This window comes from Sphingobacterium sp. 18053 (genome assembly GCF_902706145.1).
Classification (GTDB): domain Bacteria; phylum Bacteroidota; class Bacteroidia; order Sphingobacteriales; family Sphingobacteriaceae; genus Sphingobacterium; species Sphingobacterium paramultivorum.
Genome location: NZ_CACSJW010000002.1, coordinates 585,911 through 601,394 on the forward strand (window position 1 = coordinate 585,911; position 15,484 = coordinate 601,394).

The window sequence follows — 15,484 nt, forward strand, 5'->3', positions numbered from 1 at the left end:
ATGGGAAGAGCTTTCGAATTCAGAAAAGAGCGGAAATTCAAACGCTGGGCCAAAATGGCCGTTCAATTTACACGTTTAGGTAAAGAAATCGCCATGGCGGTTAAAGAAAGCGGCCCTCACCCTGAAACCAACTCGAGACTTCGTACAGCAATACACAATGCCAAGGCAGTAAATATGCCCAAGGATCGTATCGAAGCCGCAATCAAACGTGCTTCAGAAAAAGATTCAAAAGGTTACGAAGAATATGTATACGAAGGCTATGGCCCTCATGGTGTACCTGTTTTAATTGAAACTGCAACAGATAACACCAACCGCACCGTAGGAAACATCCGTAGCTATTTTACAAAAGCAGGTGGTTCATTAGGGAAGACAGGATCATTGGATTTTATTTTCAATCGTAAATCCATTTTCCGCTTTGCTGCAACAGAGGAACTGGACTTAGAAGAGCTTGAATTAGAGTTGATCGATGGAGGCTTAGAAGAATTGTACGTAGAAGCTGATGAAGAAGGCAATGATATTGCTGTCGTTCAAACTTCCTTCGAAGACTTTGGTAATATGCAAAAATTACTCGAAGAAAAGGGAATTGAAGTAACATCTGCAAAATTGGAACGTATCGCTTTATCGCATTCAGATATTACGGAAGAACAAGCTGCTGATGTGTTGAAGATGATCGATAAAATCGAAGAAGATGACGATGTTCAAGCAGTTTACCATAACATGGCTTAAGCTATTGAACCTATAAAACAATAAAAAAGAGCGCTAGTCGCTCTTTTTTATTTTAGGCCTCCCAGCTGCGTCAGAAAAATTACTACATTTGTAATAGACTATATTAAACTCATAACAGGATGACTTTTGAAGAATTTTTCATAAAAAAGAAAATTGATTTAAAAGCTTTACAAGCTGCAGATGGACCTTTATTTGAAGAGTTCAAAGCACATTATTCTGCTATGGGAGAAAAGAGTTTTGACCACAGCAAAAAGTTTTGGTTCAACAAGCTCCGAAAAAGTTTCCATCTAGCAGAGGAGGAAACTGTCATTGCAAAACCTATTGTAAAACAGGTTATCGCTGATATTGCACCCGACACCTCCGGTGTTGCGGCAACAAAACCAGCAGGCTTTAAACCACGATTCAAGGCACCGCCTACAGCCGTAGAAGATGAAGTCAAGGCAACATCCAAAAAGGAAATAACTGATTCAGCGGAATCCACTCCTGATTCAATACCGACAGGCTTCAAACCAAGGTTCAAAGCTGGAGTAACCAAAGCTCCTGATGCAGCCGCAAGCACATCTGTACCACAAGAAAAAACCGACGAGGCAACAAACTCCGCTCCAAAACCGACAGGATTCAAACCGAGGTTCAAAGCTGGAGTAACCAAAGCCCCTGACGCAGCGGCAAGCACATCTGTACCAGAAGAAAAAACCGACGAGGCAACAAACTCCACTCCAAAACCGACAGGATTCAAACCGAGGTTCAAAGCTGGAATCACCAAAACGGAAACTTCTGAACAGGCACAGCTGCCCGATACGAAAGACGAAATTAAATTAGATACCAACGTAAAGGCTGAACCTGAAAACAGCAGCACAGAAACACAGGAACCAGCTGCCAGTAAACCAACGGGCTTCAAACCGAGATTCAAAGCCGGAGTCACCAAAACGGAAACTTCTGAACAAGCACAGCTGCCCGATACGAAAGACGAAATTAAGTTAGATACCAACGTAAAGGCTGAACCTGAAAACAACAGCACAGAAACACAGGAACCCGCTGCCAGTAAACCTACGGGCTTCAAACCGAGATTCAAAGCTGGCATAACAAAAATTGACAAAAAGGAAGAATAATTTTCACTACATTTAGACTGATTTTTTTAATTATTTTTAAATTCCGATTAAAAACCAAAGACCAATGTTAAAGGAAGAAAGACAAGCATTCATTATACATCAGATTAACCTACATAATAAAGTTTTATCATCAGATCTAAGTGTTCAACTGAATGTATCTGAAGATACAATTAGACGTGACTTAAACGAACTCGCCGAGAATGGAAAAGTTCTAAAAGTCTATGGTGGGGCATTATCAAAATCTTTTCAATTCCCTTTTCAGGATGGAAACGTATATGCCAAGGAGGCAAAAAAAGAAATTGCCAAGAAAGCAAGCACATTAATCTCCAATGGAATGACTGTTTTAGTCGGAGGCGGGACAACCTTAATTGAATTAGCGAGAACAATACCCGATCATTTGCAGTGTACATTTTTCACTATAAGTCCATTAGTTGCACTAGAATTGGCCGAAAAGCCAAATCTTGAAGTCATTTTAGTTGGCGGAAAACTTTCACGCAATACAAACATTGTTTCCGGAGCCCAAGTCGCTAATGAATTGGCAGATCTTAAAGTCGATCTTTGTTTGTTGGGAACAAATTCTCTTTCAGTAGAAGATGGGGTGACCGATTCAGACTGGGAGGTGGTACAAATCAAACGTGCGATGATTAAATGCTCGAAAAAAGTGGCTATTTTAAGTATTGCTGAGAAACTAAATTCAGTTCAAAAAATGAAAGTTGTGCCGTTACGTGATATTTCTTATTTGATTACCGATGTCAATCCAACTGATGTTTCCCTAAAAGAATTTGCGAATACAATTGCAATACTTTAATATTGCCGCTCATTTAATTTAGCATGTCATCGCAAACGAAAAATGACTCTTTAAAATCAAAAACAACAAAAGGACTGCTGTGGGGTGGTATGGCAAGTATCATCCAGCAGTTTTTAGGCTTCGGCTTCGGCATCCTACTAAACCGTAAGCTAACAGCAGAAGATTATGGCTTAGTAGCTATGATCACCATCTTTTCTGTTCTCGCCTCTGCTTTTCAAGAAAGTGGATTTGTGTATGGAATTGTCAATAAAAAAGAAGTCGAACATAAAGATTATAACGCGGTATTTTGGACAAGTGTAGGAATTGGAACATTTATTTATATCGTTTTATTTTTTGCGGCTCCTCTTATCGCCTTATACTATAATCAACCAGTACTTGTAGAACTTAGTAGATTTACCTTTTTATCCTTTTGGCTAGGTAGCTTTGGTATTGCGCACAATGCTTACCTCTTCCGGAATTTAAAAATCAAAGAAAGAGTCATCACAGGCACCTTTGCGCTTATTGCATCAAATATAGTCGGAGTTTATTTAGCCTATAAGGACTATGCCTATTGGGCATACGCGATCCAAATTGTCTCCTATAGTGGTTTCAATATGCTCGGATTCTGGTATTTTTCCAAATTCAGACCTACTTTCCAGTTCGATTTTAAACCTATTCGTGACATCTTAGGATTTAGCAGTAAAATACTAGTCACCAATATTTTCATCAACATCAACAAAAATATATATGCTGCGATCTTAGGCCGGCATTATACCGCTGAAGAACTGGGATATACCGTGAATCCAAATCGTTGGAGCATCATGGCCCAGAATATATTGACCAATATGGTTAATAATGTGACACAGCCTATTTTAAAGGAAATAGAAGATGATAAGGATAGACAAGTTCGGGTTTTTCGCAAACTAATTTCCTTTACGGCCTTTTTAGCCTTTCCAATGTTATTTGGTTTAACAACTGTAGCACAAGATTTCATTACTATTTCGATCACCGATAAATGGGCACAAAGTGCCATATTTCTTCAAATATTTTGTATTGGCGCGGCATTTGATTCTGTAAGCAATGTCTTTTCCAACCTCATCATTAGCAAGGGAAAACCTGAAGTTTATATGCGGAATATCATCGTGTTTGGTATACTCCAAATCGCTATTCTATTCTTCGGCAAATCATTAGGTCTTGAACTACTCATTGGATTAACCTCAGCATTAAATGCCCTCTGGATATTCGTTTGGTATGCTTCCGCTAAACCTTATATGAATTATTCATTTCGTTATCTTCTGGCAGATATTTTTGCTTATGCATTATTGGCAGCTGTCAGTTGTATTACAGCTCACTATGCCACCGCAGCTATCGCCAACCTCTATCTTCGGTTTGCAAGTACAATTGGAGTGGCTGTATGTGCATATATCATTGTCAACAGAATCTTTAAACCCAGCATTTTGTTGGAATTATTCCACTATTTCCTAACAGTTATCCGAAAAAAATAGATGGCCAGGATTCTCACCATAATCGTCTCTTATAATTTTGAGCCTTGGATCCACAAGTGCTTACCCAGCCTATTGGATTCGAGCCATCCAACAGATATTTTAGTTGTCGACAACAATTCGGGAGACAACACAACACAGATCATAAAAGAAACGTACCCGACAATAAGGCTAATAGAAAGTTCCGAAAATCTGGGCTTTGGAAAGGCCAACAACATCGGACTTGACATTGTTTTGAAGGAAGAATATGATTATGCATTTTTGGTCAATCAGGACGCCTGGCTGGATCAGGACTGTATTGCCAACTTAGTGAAAATAAACGCAGACAATATCGGAATTATCTCGCCTATTCACTACGATGGAACCGAAACAACACTAGACCATGGTTTTGCCGTATATACAAAAAATGCTACTAACGAAAATTCTTATCGAATTTGCTCTTTCGTCAATGCTGCATTTTGGTTTATCCCCAACCCGGTGATCAGAAAAGTCGGTGGTTTCGCGCCGATCTTTTTCCATTATGGAGAAGATAAGGATTATGCCAACCGTATCAAATACTACGGATTAAACATCATTCTCGCCGACAGAGCAAAGGCCTATCACGATAGACAACAGCGTAAAACAGACCGAAAAGCCTTTCTGAAAAGCGAATTTGTCTATCATTTGACAGAGTATTGCAATATCAATTATACCTTTGTAAGATCTTTTTCGATGGCCATATTGGCGAGTCTGAAGAAAATGGGAGCTTCAATTTTTAAAGGTCATATTTTTGAAGCAAAAAGCTACTTAAACATTGCTTTTAGATTGCTAGGCAAATCGGGAGCTGTTTATCGTACTCGTCTAAGCAACAAAAAAGCATACAACAAAATCTATTGATAAATGAACAGTATTGCTCCAGTCATACTTTTTGTGTACAATCGTCCTGATCATACAATAAGAACACTCTCAGCTTTAGAACAGAACAAGCTTGCAGACCAGACTACGCTTTACATTTATTCGGATGCTGCAAAAAACGAAAAATCTGTTCAAGCTGTTACTGAAGTCCGAAAGATTATCAACAAGTCCTGGAACTTTAAAGAAGTTATTATTGTCGAACGAACAGAAAATTGGGGTTTGGCAGCCAATGTGATCGACGGAGTTACAAAAGTGGTTAATGCACATGGAAAGATTATAGTTTTGGAAGATGATCTGGAAACTGCTGTATTTGCCCTAGATTATTTCAATCAAGCACTGGAGCGCTATAAAGATCAAAATCAGGTCATGGAGATCAGCGGTTATGGTTATCCGCTAAAAGATTTAAATAAACTGCCTGAGACCTTCTTTTTTCGGGTCGCCAATAGTTGGGGCTGGGCAACCTGGGACCGGGCCTGGCAACATTTCAATCCGAATATTGATGAACTTGTATCGGATTTTACGGCCGAGCAGATACATCAATTCAGTATCGAGGGAAAAGAAAACTTCTGGAAACAAGTGCAGGAATTTAAGGCCGGAAAGATCAACTCTTGGGCGATACGCTGGTATGCTTCTGTATTCAAAAAAAATGGGTTAGTTTTGTATCCAAGGAATTCGATGACGCAAAATATTGGCAACGATGGTTCGGGTACACATACAGCTGCGGAAGCTACTTATCAGGTTACACTAGCAGAAAGCCCTGTACGGTATTTTCCGAAGGAAATTTCAGAAAACAAGCAAGCTTATGAGGCCATCAAGTATTTCTATGCACATCGGAAAGGATCTTTATTCAACCGTAGCATCCGATTCCTGAAGAAGAAAATGAATAAATTCAATACATAAAAAATATGTCTGCTCATCCTAAATTTTCGATTATAACTGTCGTTTACAACAATGTGCGTGACATAGAACACACCCTGAAATCTGTTGTTAATCAGAGCTATGACCATATAGAATATATTGTCATTGATGGACAATCAACTGATGGAACATTAGAGATCATCCAAAAATACAAGGATAAAATCGCCGTCATCGTCTCCGAAAAGGATAAGGGCATCTATGACGCAATGAACAAGGGATTAGCCTTAGCAACAGGCGATTATGTTCTTTTTCTAAATTCCGGAGATGAGATCTATGATCTCAACAGCATTGAGAATCTTGCCAAACTGAGCGATGATGCGGATATTCTTTACGGCGAAACTATCCTCGTAGATGACAATCGGAATATTATTGGTGAACGGAGGCATAAAGTTCCGGCTCATTTCGACTGGAAAAGCTTTCGCTATGGCATGAATATATGCCATCAGGCCATCTATATCAAGCGGGACATTGCCGAGCCATACGATCTCAATTATAAATTATGTGCTGATATTGACTGGGTTATTCGTTGTGCCAAAAAGGCTAAAAAATCAGTCAATGCACAGCAATATGTAGCCCGGTATCTTGTGGGCGGGATGTCAAAACAAAGACATAAGGAATCCTTGAAAGAGCGCTTTGCTATTTTCAAACACTATTATGGGACTATTCCCAATCTATTCAATCATGGCATCATCGCACTAAAAGCTATTTGGTACCGTCTCAATTATGGAAAACCTCAAGACTAATGTTGAATCCTGAAATTTTAACCGAGCTTGTTACAGTCAAGATGCCATTTGGCAAATACCAGGGATACACATTGTGTAATCTTCCTGAGCCCTACCTTGTATGGTATAACCAAAAAGGCTTTCCAAAGGGAAAGCTAGGCCAGCAGTTAGCGACACTCTATGAAATAAAGCTTAACGGCTTGGAATACCTGCTCGAACCTTTAAAGAAAAGGTGACGACGGTCATTTTATTCCACTTATTATTTTTTGTAGCTTTGCACTAAATTTATTTTTAGCATTAAACGCCGTTTGCAGCGGTATCAATGAATATCATGACACAATATCAAACTTTGCTGTACTATTGTTACAGCCCTATCGAGGATGCCGAAAAATTTGCATCAGATCACTTAGAATTTTGTAAATCACTGGACTTGGTCGGCCGTATCATTGTCGCTGATGAGGGTCTTAATGGAACTGTTTCAGGCACTGTTGAGGCCTGCAAAAGCTATATGGATGCTATCTATGCCGATGGTCGTTTCAACAAAACAGAGTTCAAAATTGACGCTGTAGATGAACCGTCATTCATTAAAATGCATTGTCGCTACAAAGCCGAAATCGTTCACTCTGGCTTGAGAGATCCAAAAGAAATTGACCCCAACCGTCAAACTGGTGTGCACCTTGAGCCGAAAGATTTCTTAGCCATGAAGGACCAAGAAGATGTGGTTGTATTGGATGTACGCTCAAATTACGAGCACAATGTTGGTCATTTTAAAAATGCTGTCACCCTAGATATTGACAATTTCCGCGAGTTCCCAGAGAAAATAAAAGAGCTCGAACAATTTAGAGGAAAAAAAATATTAACATACTGCACAGGGGGTATAAAATGTGAGAAGGCATCTGCTCTTTTGTTAAAAGAAGGCTTCGAGGATGTTTATCAATTACATGGCGGAATTATCAAATACGGAAAGGAAGCTGGTGGCGAAGATTTTGAAGGTCAATGCTACGTCTTCGACAATCGTGTTACTGTCGATGTAAATTCTGTCAACCCATCTGTGGTATCGACTTGTTTTAACTGTGGCAAGCAAACCACTAAAATGATCAATTGTGCCAACCCAACTTGTAATGAACATTTCACACAATGTGACGAATGCGGCTGGGAGATGGACGGATGCTGTTCGACAGCATGTAAAGAAAACCCCAACAAACGTGAATATGACGGAACAGGATATTATGTAAAAGTACCTCAACCCGTCAATATTGACAAAATCAGCAAAAGAAAACATAAAAATTTCCCGCCGAAAGTAACGGTCGAAGATTAATACGAATTGGACAAAAGTGATGAGGTCGGAAGTATGTAACTTCCGACCTCATCACTTTTAGGATCTGCGTCATCTTAGCTTAATCTCATACGAGCTTTTTATCAGGACAAATAATAGCCTAACACAACTTACTTCCCAAACATACCGGCGATTGAATCAAGAATATTTCCCTTCGCCTGTCCATCGTTATTTTTATCAAAAAAACTGCCTGCCAATCCACCCAGCATGTCCGTAATGCTACCTCCCGCTGCTGGCTGCTCAGTCCCTTGCGTTTGTTCTTCTTGGCTACCGCCTAAAAAAGAGCCTAAAATACCACCTAACATACCACCACCTGCATTTTGTGATGTTCCGCCACCTAGTACAGAACCGATTAGGTCACCAATCCCCCCGCCACTCGAAGCCTGCTTTTGTTGTCCTAGATACCCCATTACGATTGGAGCAAGTGCGGCCAGTACGCCTGTCACTTGAGAAGAGCTCAAGCCCGCTTTATCCGCAATATTCTGTGTTACGACTTCAGTATTTTGGCCAAACATATGGTTGACAATTTTATTGCCATCTTCAGATCCACTCTGCTCCGCTCCTCCTTGCCCAAAGAAATCTCCAATTTTATCAAGTATGCCACTATTGCTATGCTGGTCAATGGCATTGTCAATATTTTCCGCCTGGCCTTTGTTTTTCGCATTGTAATTCAATGCTGCAATCATCAAAGGAACTGCCGCCGCTACTATCCATTTTGCTTTAGATTCACTGACACCAGTAATTTTTGAAATAGTCTCTATCGCTTTAGAGCCTACTCCACCTGTAACTAAATCTGTTAAGTTCATAAGTCTTCGTTTATAGTTATATAATGAAGATAATAAAAATATGTTTTAGCTCTACCAATATTTAGCTAACGGCATGCCATCTATACCATAAATAAAGGGGCCGCAGCCCCTTTATTTATATCGTTTATTGTTCAATTTTAGTTGACAATTCATTTTCGATTTCACTCAGCGTAGAAGCCTTGGTCATCTCTATATTATTCTGAGACCGTGCAGATGTCCATCTCGCTAATGACGTATTATATACCCCTCCCAAACTCACAAAATAACCCACATCAGCTGTATTATATTTTAGAAAGATATTATTGGTTCCCGCCATAAAAAACGGTTGCGACTTTAAAGATAGTGGATCGATAACATCGTAAAAATCATTATTTGTAATACGGTAACCTTTCGTTCCATCTGTCAATGCACCGCCCCCTGAGATATACATAACATCTACCGGTTTTGTTGCTTCCGTCACCGTTGTGGTATTAAATACGGCGATACCAAATGCGTTACCACTATTCGCCATAAGTCCACCGGTTTTGGTTCCTATACCATCAAAACCATCTTTTGCAACGTAATCATAATTTACGACCCATTTTGCATTAGAAATATCCGTTGAGCTTGAGCCATTGATCAATTTATATTTTCCACCTACATAGAAATACTGTCCCTTTGTAACAGTTCCAGAAGTAATATTCAGCTTATAGGTCCGCATTCCTCCGGTTGCCCAACCTTTTGCAGGAACACCTGTCGGCGTAGATGCATTGGCATTATTACTGACAATGACAGCATAGGGTGTCTTCGAGAAGTCAATATCTTCAATTGCCAGAAGCTGAATATATTCATAATTCCCATCCCCACCTTTTACGTCGCTGGCAAAACCTGAAATAGCCGCAGGGGTGTGTTCAATCACCGAACTCAGCTCCTGAATATCCGATTCTTTACGTAACACCTCATAAGGAATGAGTTTACCTTCAGCATCCTGTTTACTAAAGATCACTCCAAAATAATTCGCCAAAACACTTAAATTTCTCTTGGCAAATTTCGCGGATGACTTAGTCTCCAAATTTAAATTACCAAACCCATCATTCAGAGTTTTCTGCCCTTCTAGAATATCTCCGGCTACAGGCAATGGGTTAAAACCGCCCTTTACGATCGCAACCAACGTACTTTCATATTTATCTGGATTTGCCAAAATATCTTTTGCAGTCACTCGATTATTGGGGATTGGCTTATCCGAAGCGATTTTTACAATATTTGATTCAGCAACGTTTTTCAGTTGAAGAATACCATTTTCCCTGGTTAGTTCGCTACCAACAATATTGATTTCCAAGGAATCCCCTATCACGTAATTTTCCGCGGCCTTCCCCAAGGGGATCGTTATACCGCGCAACTGTCGTAGGCGTCTTCGGTCCTGTATGACCAAGTAGCCATCAGGAAAGTTTCCCTCCCGATGATCGGAAACAACAACACCAGCAATTGTTGTAGATCCATCCAAATTATCTTGATTGATTTGTACAGGTTGTCCTTTATAAATGTTCCTGACGTCAAAAATTCCGATATACGAACTAACTACCCCACCTGGATAATTTCCGTCTTTGCTACAAGAGCCGAGAGCTAGTGCGCTCATGAATCCTGTTATTATGTAAAAAATATATTTTTTCATTATCTACGCATTAAAATTATAAAAGCCATTATCGTCTCTGCCACCATACTTTCGTATTAATCTCATCAGCACCTTGCTGTGCGATAGCTAGCTTATAGTTTGTTGGATTTGCCGATTGGACATAAATTGGATACTTCAAACGGGCAGGCATCTCCCCGCCATTTTTTAAGCCAGTTCCCTTTGGCAACAAAGGATAGCCTGTCCTCCGAAATTCAAACCATTGCTGACAGTCTACAAATAATAGCGCATAATACTTCTGTAGATGAATCATTTCCATCTTTTTCTCAAAACTGTAGCTTTCGTCCCAATTTATATCGCCATTATTTAAGTAATCCTCGATAGATTCGGTATAAGTCGGAAGCCAAGTTGTAATACCTTTCATAACACCGTCTTTGTAAAGATCACCCGCCTTATCCGTATAGAATCCTTTCAATGCGAGTTCCGCTTTGATAAACTGCAATTCTGCACAATTCATAATCATTCCTGTCAACGGTTCATTCATCATTGTCTTTACGGGAAGGTTATTCACCGTTTGATCATACGAATAGAAATAGGACTGACGCTCCAACCCCTCACCAGCAGCATAACCACTTGGAATACCGACAAAATTTCCACTCACCGGTGCAATTCCCAAACGATTCACACCATTTGAACCATATGTAGGAATGTTAATCCGTGGATCATTCCAAGCAACCAGATGATCAATAAAATAATTTGCTAAAGATGCTTGGCGAAAGTCCTGTGCTCTAACATCCATGAATGGAGAAATCAAGGGTGACATACCCGTCCAGCGCAGAATAGCCGAATCATCATTACTTGACATAACGGGATAAGAAGATGGATTATCAACTAGAATGTCATTAATTTTTGAACGAACAAATGTAGCAACTGCCGGATCTGATTGTCCGGAAGCCCTGAGTAATAACCGTAAAAATAACGAATTTCCAAACTTGCGCCATTTGCTAACATTTCCATTGTAAATGGGATCATATTCTCCTTTGATTGCCGTATTTTTTGACAACAATACATTGGCAGAATCTAATTTATTAAAGAAATCTAAATAAATTTCCTTTTGTGTATCGAACTTAGGTTCTAAGATGTCTTCGCCCAATCCTCTTAAGGATTCCGAGTAAGGAATATCGCCATAAGTATCGGTCAAAATAGAAAATCCCCAAGTCTGCATAATTAAAGATATCCCACGGTAGGATGCATTATCATTGATCCCACCATCCGCTAATTTGTAAATTTCTTTCACATTTTTCAGTTCTGGATAGATGGAATTCCAGGGACCATCAGAAACCGTATTACGTATATCATAACGGAATATGCGATACTCACCATCACTTATACTGACCGTTATCTGCATCAACTCATTATTTAATGAGCGATTACGAGACATATTAGACGCAACAAGATCCCTAAATGCAGGCTGCATTAATTGATATGGATAAGCGTTTACACTGTTATTTGGATTTGTATTAATGTCTTCAAAATTTTTATCGCACGATTGCAAAAACGTTGCAATCGCAATTAGGATCATGCCTATGAAATTGAAAGATTGTTTCATTGTCTATAATGTTAAAAGCCTACAACTAAGTTAAAACCGTAAGTTCTCGTAGAAGGGAATTGAGCAATTTCAAATCCTTTGACAATATCTGTCCCCGACAACGTACCAAATTCCGGATCAAAGTTTGGCCAGTTTGACCAAATCACAAGATTTCTTCCATAAACACCAACTGAGGCCTTTTGTAATTTCAAGCGGTTAACAAAAGCTTTTGAAAATGAGTAATCAAATCGAGCTTCCCTAAACTTGATAAAGTTTGTAGAAAAGGTACTTCCTTCCGCATTATCCTGCCCGTAATGAGAGCGGTAATATTCATCCACATTGGTTGCAATGATATCATTTTTACGATAAGTACCGTCCGGATTTTGCACGACACCATTTCCGATAATTCCACTATAACGTCCTGGTAGGGTATTTTTTGTTTTTCCTTGTTCGGCCAATTTATAATGCGTCAAGGAATGGGCAACCCCACCAAATTGTGCATCAAACAATAAATTCAATCGGAAACCTTTATATCTAAATTCATTACCTAAACTTACTTTTCCTTTAGGAATCGTATTCCCTAAGTAAACCACATCATCGGTCAACAAAGCTACACCGCTTTTACTATCATAAATAATTTGTCCATCTGGAGATCTTTTATAACCAATACCATATAAATCGCCCATTGACCCACCTACTTTTGCCACTAACTGACCACCTGCTACAGGTCCTGTCTGAAGAATCATAGCCGAGTCGGCCAATGACATAATTTTGTTCTGATTCGTAGAGAATGTCGCGAATACTTTCCAATTAAACCCATCTTTAATTTTAATTGGAGTACCATCCATGGCCAATTCTATCCCTTTATTTCTAACCTCCCCTGCATTGACAACTTTCTGCCTACCACCGGTAGAAGCATCAATAGTCCTTCTCAGTTGTTGATCCCGTGTATTACTCTGATAAACAGCAACATCAAAACCAAATCTATCCTTAAACATACGCACCTCTGTACCAAATTCGATGGATTGTGTACGTAACGGTTGTAAGTAAGGATTTACAATCAATGTTGGAACCTGTAGCCCGCCAGGATATTGGCCACCAGCATTTTCATAAGAAAAATCAATTATATAAGGATCATTGCCACCACTTCCCACACCTGAAATCGAGCCCCGCAGTTTCGCATAATTAATAGCCTTTGGCAATTTCCATAATTCTGAAGCGATTAAGCTTGCATTTAAGGATGGGTAAGTAAAATATTTTTTCTTATCTGGTGCTATTGCAGACGCCAATGTACTTGCCCAGTCAATCCGATAAGTCCCGTCTAAATATAAAAAGTTCTTATAGGCTGCGGTAAAAAGTCCATAGACACCATTTCTTTGCACATGACTTTTATAAGGTAAGTTAAGAATAGGTCCTTTTGCATTGGCCATTACATAAACTCCTGGATAAGTGAGAGAGTCTGCACGCATTTCATCTTTATGATAACGATTATCATTCGTACTACCACCAACTGTTCCAGACACTTTCCAATCTTTGTTTATCTCATTTTCATATTTTAATAAGAAATCCAAATTAGTTTCCCGTGATGAAATGGACTGGGTTCGGTAACTACCATAAGGCATTTTTGCCCCCGCATCGTAAGGCCTTTTTTGTTCCCTATTCTCATAAGCCATGTCCAAAGAACTTCGCAACATCAAATTCCAATGTTTATTAAACTGATAATTGGCTTGAACATTCCCCGTTACCCCCTGGCGATCAGTACCATTGATAAACTCTCGAGATATAGCATACGGATTTTCAGGATAGGAAGAAAATGGATACTTGATTTTCTGTCCCTCTGCCCCTTGCACCCAATAATCCTTCAACCAATTCATATCCGCATTTGGCTGCCAAAAAATAAACCAATACATCAAAGACTGGTTTCCATATCCAGCTCCGGGCAGATTATCAGACCATTTATTCGTATAATTTACCTTCGCATTGATCTGAAGCTTATCGCTTACTTTTGAATTGACAGACAACGCTACGGTGTTCCTTTTATAACCCGTATTTGGAACGATCCAGGTATTATTTACATTGGTCGCTGAAAACCGGGCTGATGTTTTATCTGTTCCACCGTCTATACTCACCGAATTGGTGAATGTTTTTCCGACATCAAAAAAAGACTTCAAGTTATTATACGGACGCCAAAGCGTCCGTTCCGTTCCGACTTTTTGTGTAACCGGATCGTATTGGTAGAAATATTGACCATCAAATTTCGGTCCATAGGAGGAACTTGTCCCCGAAGTGCTCGTACCATCTTCTGTTGTACCATAAGAATAATAATCAGCACCATCCAATCCCTGTCCATATTCATACTGTAAATCGGGCATACGGTTAATGGCTTCAAGCGAAGTATTGGAATTTACTGTAACCCCGATACCTTTTTTACCTTTTGCACCAGACTTAGTTGTGATCATAATAGCCCCATTTGCACCACGTTGTCCATACAAGGCCGCAGCACTGGCCCCTTTTAGCACCGTTATATTTTCTATATCCTCCGGATTGAGATCATCTATACCCGACCCGTAGTCAGCAGGCATATTATCGGATCCTGTACCATAAGCACTTTCACCGGAATTTGCCGTCTTACGTCCGCTTCCTTCATTTACAACGACACCATCGACAACGATCAATGCCCCAGGGTCTCCATTCAAATTCGTCTCACCTCTCAAAATAATTTTAGTAGAGCCCGTAGGACCAGCATTTGAACGCATTAAATTCAATCCAGCCACTTTTCCCGACAACGCGTCACTCCAGTTATTGGAAAGCGCATCAGTTAATTGTTCGCCTTTCACGACTGTTGTCGCATACCCTAACTCTCTCTCTTGCCTTTTAATCCCCAATGCAGTGACCACAACCTCATCAAGTGCTTCAGATGTTGGATTTAATCCAATATGGACATTGCCTTGAGCGGCCTCGTAAGTACGCGTCTGGGCCTCATAACCGATCATCTGAAAACGGATTTCCCCCCCTACTTCTATATCTACCTCAAAATTACCATTCCGATCCGTAGCACCCTTCGTCACTCCACCTGAAAGTATCGATACTGAAGCCAGTGGCTCCTTGGTTTTATTATCGACAACTTTCCCTTTGATTTTAATCTTCCCTTGATTAAAATAATGAAAAACGCCGTGGCCCTGTTCTAACGGAACTGCTGCCCCAGCTACATCCATATTGCAGGCAATTGCTAATGCCGCAAATAGCACTTTCGAGGAGGAGTGCCTCAGATTAATTTGGATAGGGTTAATACTAAACATAGTTATTGGTGTAAATTGTTAATTTTCAATTTGGCACAAAAATATATCCCTAACAAAAAGTTTGCTTTAACTTAATGTTTTCTTTTTGTTAACAATTATTTCGAATAGTATTTCTTTTCATCACACTATTACGATTTAAAATTTTAATAAAATGCCTTGAAGTCCACTCAAAAAGGGTTTTCATGCAT

The 15,484-nt window shown here is 39.6% G+C and carries 13 protein-coding genes; 9 read left to right on the forward strand and 4 right to left on the reverse strand.

Going from position 1 to position 15,484, the window contains the following annotated elements; translation table 11 throughout:
* From GVK91_RS06330 to GVK91_RS06370, 9 genes are all read left to right on the forward strand, one after another.
* Window positions 1–726: a YebC/PmpR family DNA-binding transcriptional regulator gene (locus tag GVK91_RS06330; RefSeq protein ID WP_153844434.1), complete on the forward strand. Its 726-nt coding sequence runs from the start codon at window positions 1–3 to the stop codon at window positions 724–726.
* 119 nt (window positions 727–845) lie between these two features.
* The gene (locus GVK91_RS06335; RefSeq protein ID WP_159727500.1) at window positions 846–1,835 is read left to right on the forward strand and encodes a hypothetical protein; all 990 of its coding nucleotides are present in this window, start codon (window positions 846–848) and stop codon (window positions 1,833–1,835) included.
* 64 nt (window positions 1,836–1,899) lie between these two features.
* Window positions 1,900–2,643, forward strand: coding sequence for a DeoR/GlpR family DNA-binding transcription regulator (locus GVK91_RS06340; RefSeq protein WP_046673148.1), 744 nt, complete (start codon window positions 1,900–1,902; stop codon window positions 2,641–2,643).
* A gap of 23 nt (window positions 2,644–2,666) precedes the next feature.
* Window positions 2,667–4,127 carry a lipopolysaccharide biosynthesis protein gene (locus GVK91_RS06345; protein WP_153844436.1) on the forward strand — a complete coding sequence of 487 codons (1,461 nt, stop codon included), beginning with the start codon at window positions 2,667–2,669 and terminating at the stop codon, window positions 4,125–4,127.
* Window positions 4,128–5,000 carry a glycosyltransferase family 2 protein gene (locus GVK91_RS06350; protein ID WP_159727502.1) on the forward strand — a complete coding sequence of 291 codons (873 nt, stop codon included), beginning with the start codon at window positions 4,128–4,130 and terminating at the stop codon, window positions 4,998–5,000.
* Window positions 5,001–5,003: 3 nt separating this feature from the next.
* Window positions 5,004–5,918, forward strand: a complete 915-nt coding sequence (locus GVK91_RS06355) for a glycosyltransferase (protein WP_159727504.1) — start codon at window positions 5,004–5,006, stop codon at window positions 5,916–5,918.
* Between the two features lie 5 nt (window positions 5,919–5,923).
* Window positions 5,924–6,679 carry a glycosyltransferase family 2 protein gene (locus GVK91_RS06360; RefSeq protein ID WP_159727507.1) on the forward strand — a complete coding sequence of 252 codons (756 nt, stop codon included), beginning with the start codon at window positions 5,924–5,926 and terminating at the stop codon, window positions 6,677–6,679.
* Entirely contained in the window at window positions 6,679–6,894 is a 216-nt protein-coding gene (locus tag GVK91_RS06365) for a DUF3820 family protein (RefSeq protein ID WP_046673143.1), read from the forward strand. Before GVK91_RS06360 ends, GVK91_RS06365 begins: the two co-directional genes overlap by 1 nt.
* A 95-nt stretch (window positions 6,895–6,989) precedes the next feature.
* Window positions 6,990–7,976, forward strand: coding sequence for a rhodanese-related sulfurtransferase (locus GVK91_RS06370; protein WP_159727608.1), 987 nt, complete (start codon window positions 6,990–6,992; stop codon window positions 7,974–7,976).
* Window positions 7,977–8,104: 128 nt separating this feature from the next.
* Here GVK91_RS06370 and GVK91_RS06375 read toward each other — a convergent pair whose 3' ends face one another.
* From GVK91_RS06375 to GVK91_RS06390, 4 genes are all read right to left on the reverse strand, one after another.
* The gene (locus tag GVK91_RS06375) at window positions 8,105–8,800 is read right to left on the reverse strand and encodes a DUF937 domain-containing protein (protein ID WP_159727509.1); all 696 of its coding nucleotides are present in this window, start codon (window positions 8,798–8,800) and stop codon (window positions 8,105–8,107) included.
* Between the two features lie 124 nt (window positions 8,801–8,924).
* The gene (locus GVK91_RS06380) at window positions 8,925–10,415 is read right to left on the reverse strand and encodes a DUF5689 domain-containing protein (protein ID WP_235032771.1); all 1,491 of its coding nucleotides are present in this window, start codon (window positions 10,413–10,415) and stop codon (window positions 8,925–8,927) included.
* Window positions 10,416–10,479: 64 nt separating this feature from the next.
* The gene (locus tag GVK91_RS06385) at window positions 10,480–12,018 is read right to left on the reverse strand and encodes a SusD/RagB family nutrient-binding outer membrane lipoprotein (protein WP_159727513.1); all 1,539 of its coding nucleotides are present in this window, start codon (window positions 12,016–12,018) and stop codon (window positions 10,480–10,482) included.
* Between the two features lie 11 nt (window positions 12,019–12,029).
* Window positions 12,030–15,296 carry a SusC/RagA family TonB-linked outer membrane protein gene (locus GVK91_RS06390; RefSeq protein WP_235032777.1) on the reverse strand — a complete coding sequence of 1,089 codons (3,267 nt, stop codon included), beginning with the start codon at window positions 15,294–15,296 and terminating at the stop codon, window positions 12,030–12,032.
* Window positions 15,297–15,484 lie beyond the last annotated feature (188 nt).

Bases quoted from the DNA above. Each gene is read 5' to 3' on its own strand.
- GVK91_RS06370 (WP_159727608.1), top strand. From the start codon at position 6,990: ATGACACAATATCAAACTTTGCTGTACTATTGTTACAGCCCTATCGAG.
- GVK91_RS06350 (WP_159727502.1), top strand. From the start codon at position 4,128: ATGGCCAGGATTCTCACCATAATCGTCTCTTATAATTTTGAGCCTTGG.
- GVK91_RS06355 (WP_159727504.1), top strand. From the start codon at position 5,004: ATGAACAGTATTGCTCCAGTCATACTTTTTGTGTACAATCGTCCTGAT.
- GVK91_RS06365 (WP_046673143.1), top strand. From the start codon at position 6,679: ATGTTGAATCCTGAAATTTTAACCGAGCTTGTTACAGTCAAGATGCCA.
- GVK91_RS06375 (WP_159727509.1), bottom strand. From the start codon at position 8,800: ATGAACTTAACAGATTTAGTTACAGGTGGAGTAGGCTCTAAAGCGATA.
- GVK91_RS06390 (WP_235032777.1), bottom strand. From the start codon at position 15,296: ATGTTTAGTATTAACCCTATCCAAATTAATCTGAGGCACTCCTCCTCG.
- GVK91_RS06360 (WP_159727507.1), top strand. From the start codon at position 5,924: ATGTCTGCTCATCCTAAATTTTCGATTATAACTGTCGTTTACAACAAT.
- GVK91_RS06340 (WP_046673148.1), top strand. From the start codon at position 1,900: ATGTTAAAGGAAGAAAGACAAGCATTCATTATACATCAGATTAACCTA.
- GVK91_RS06380 (WP_235032771.1), bottom strand. From the start codon at position 10,415: ATGAGCGCACTAGCTCTCGGCTCTTGTAGCAAAGACGGAAATTATCCA.
- GVK91_RS06345 (WP_153844436.1), top strand. From the start codon at position 2,667: ATGTCATCGCAAACGAAAAATGACTCTTTAAAATCAAAAACAACAAAA.
- GVK91_RS06335 (WP_159727500.1), top strand. From the start codon at position 846: ATGACTTTTGAAGAATTTTTCATAAAAAAGAAAATTGATTTAAAAGCT.
- GVK91_RS06330 (WP_153844434.1), top strand. From the start codon at position 1: ATGGGAAGAGCTTTCGAATTCAGAAAAGAGCGGAAATTCAAACGCTGG.
- GVK91_RS06385 (WP_159727513.1), bottom strand. From the start codon at position 12,018: ATGAAACAATCTTTCAATTTCATAGGCATGATCCTAATTGCGATTGCA.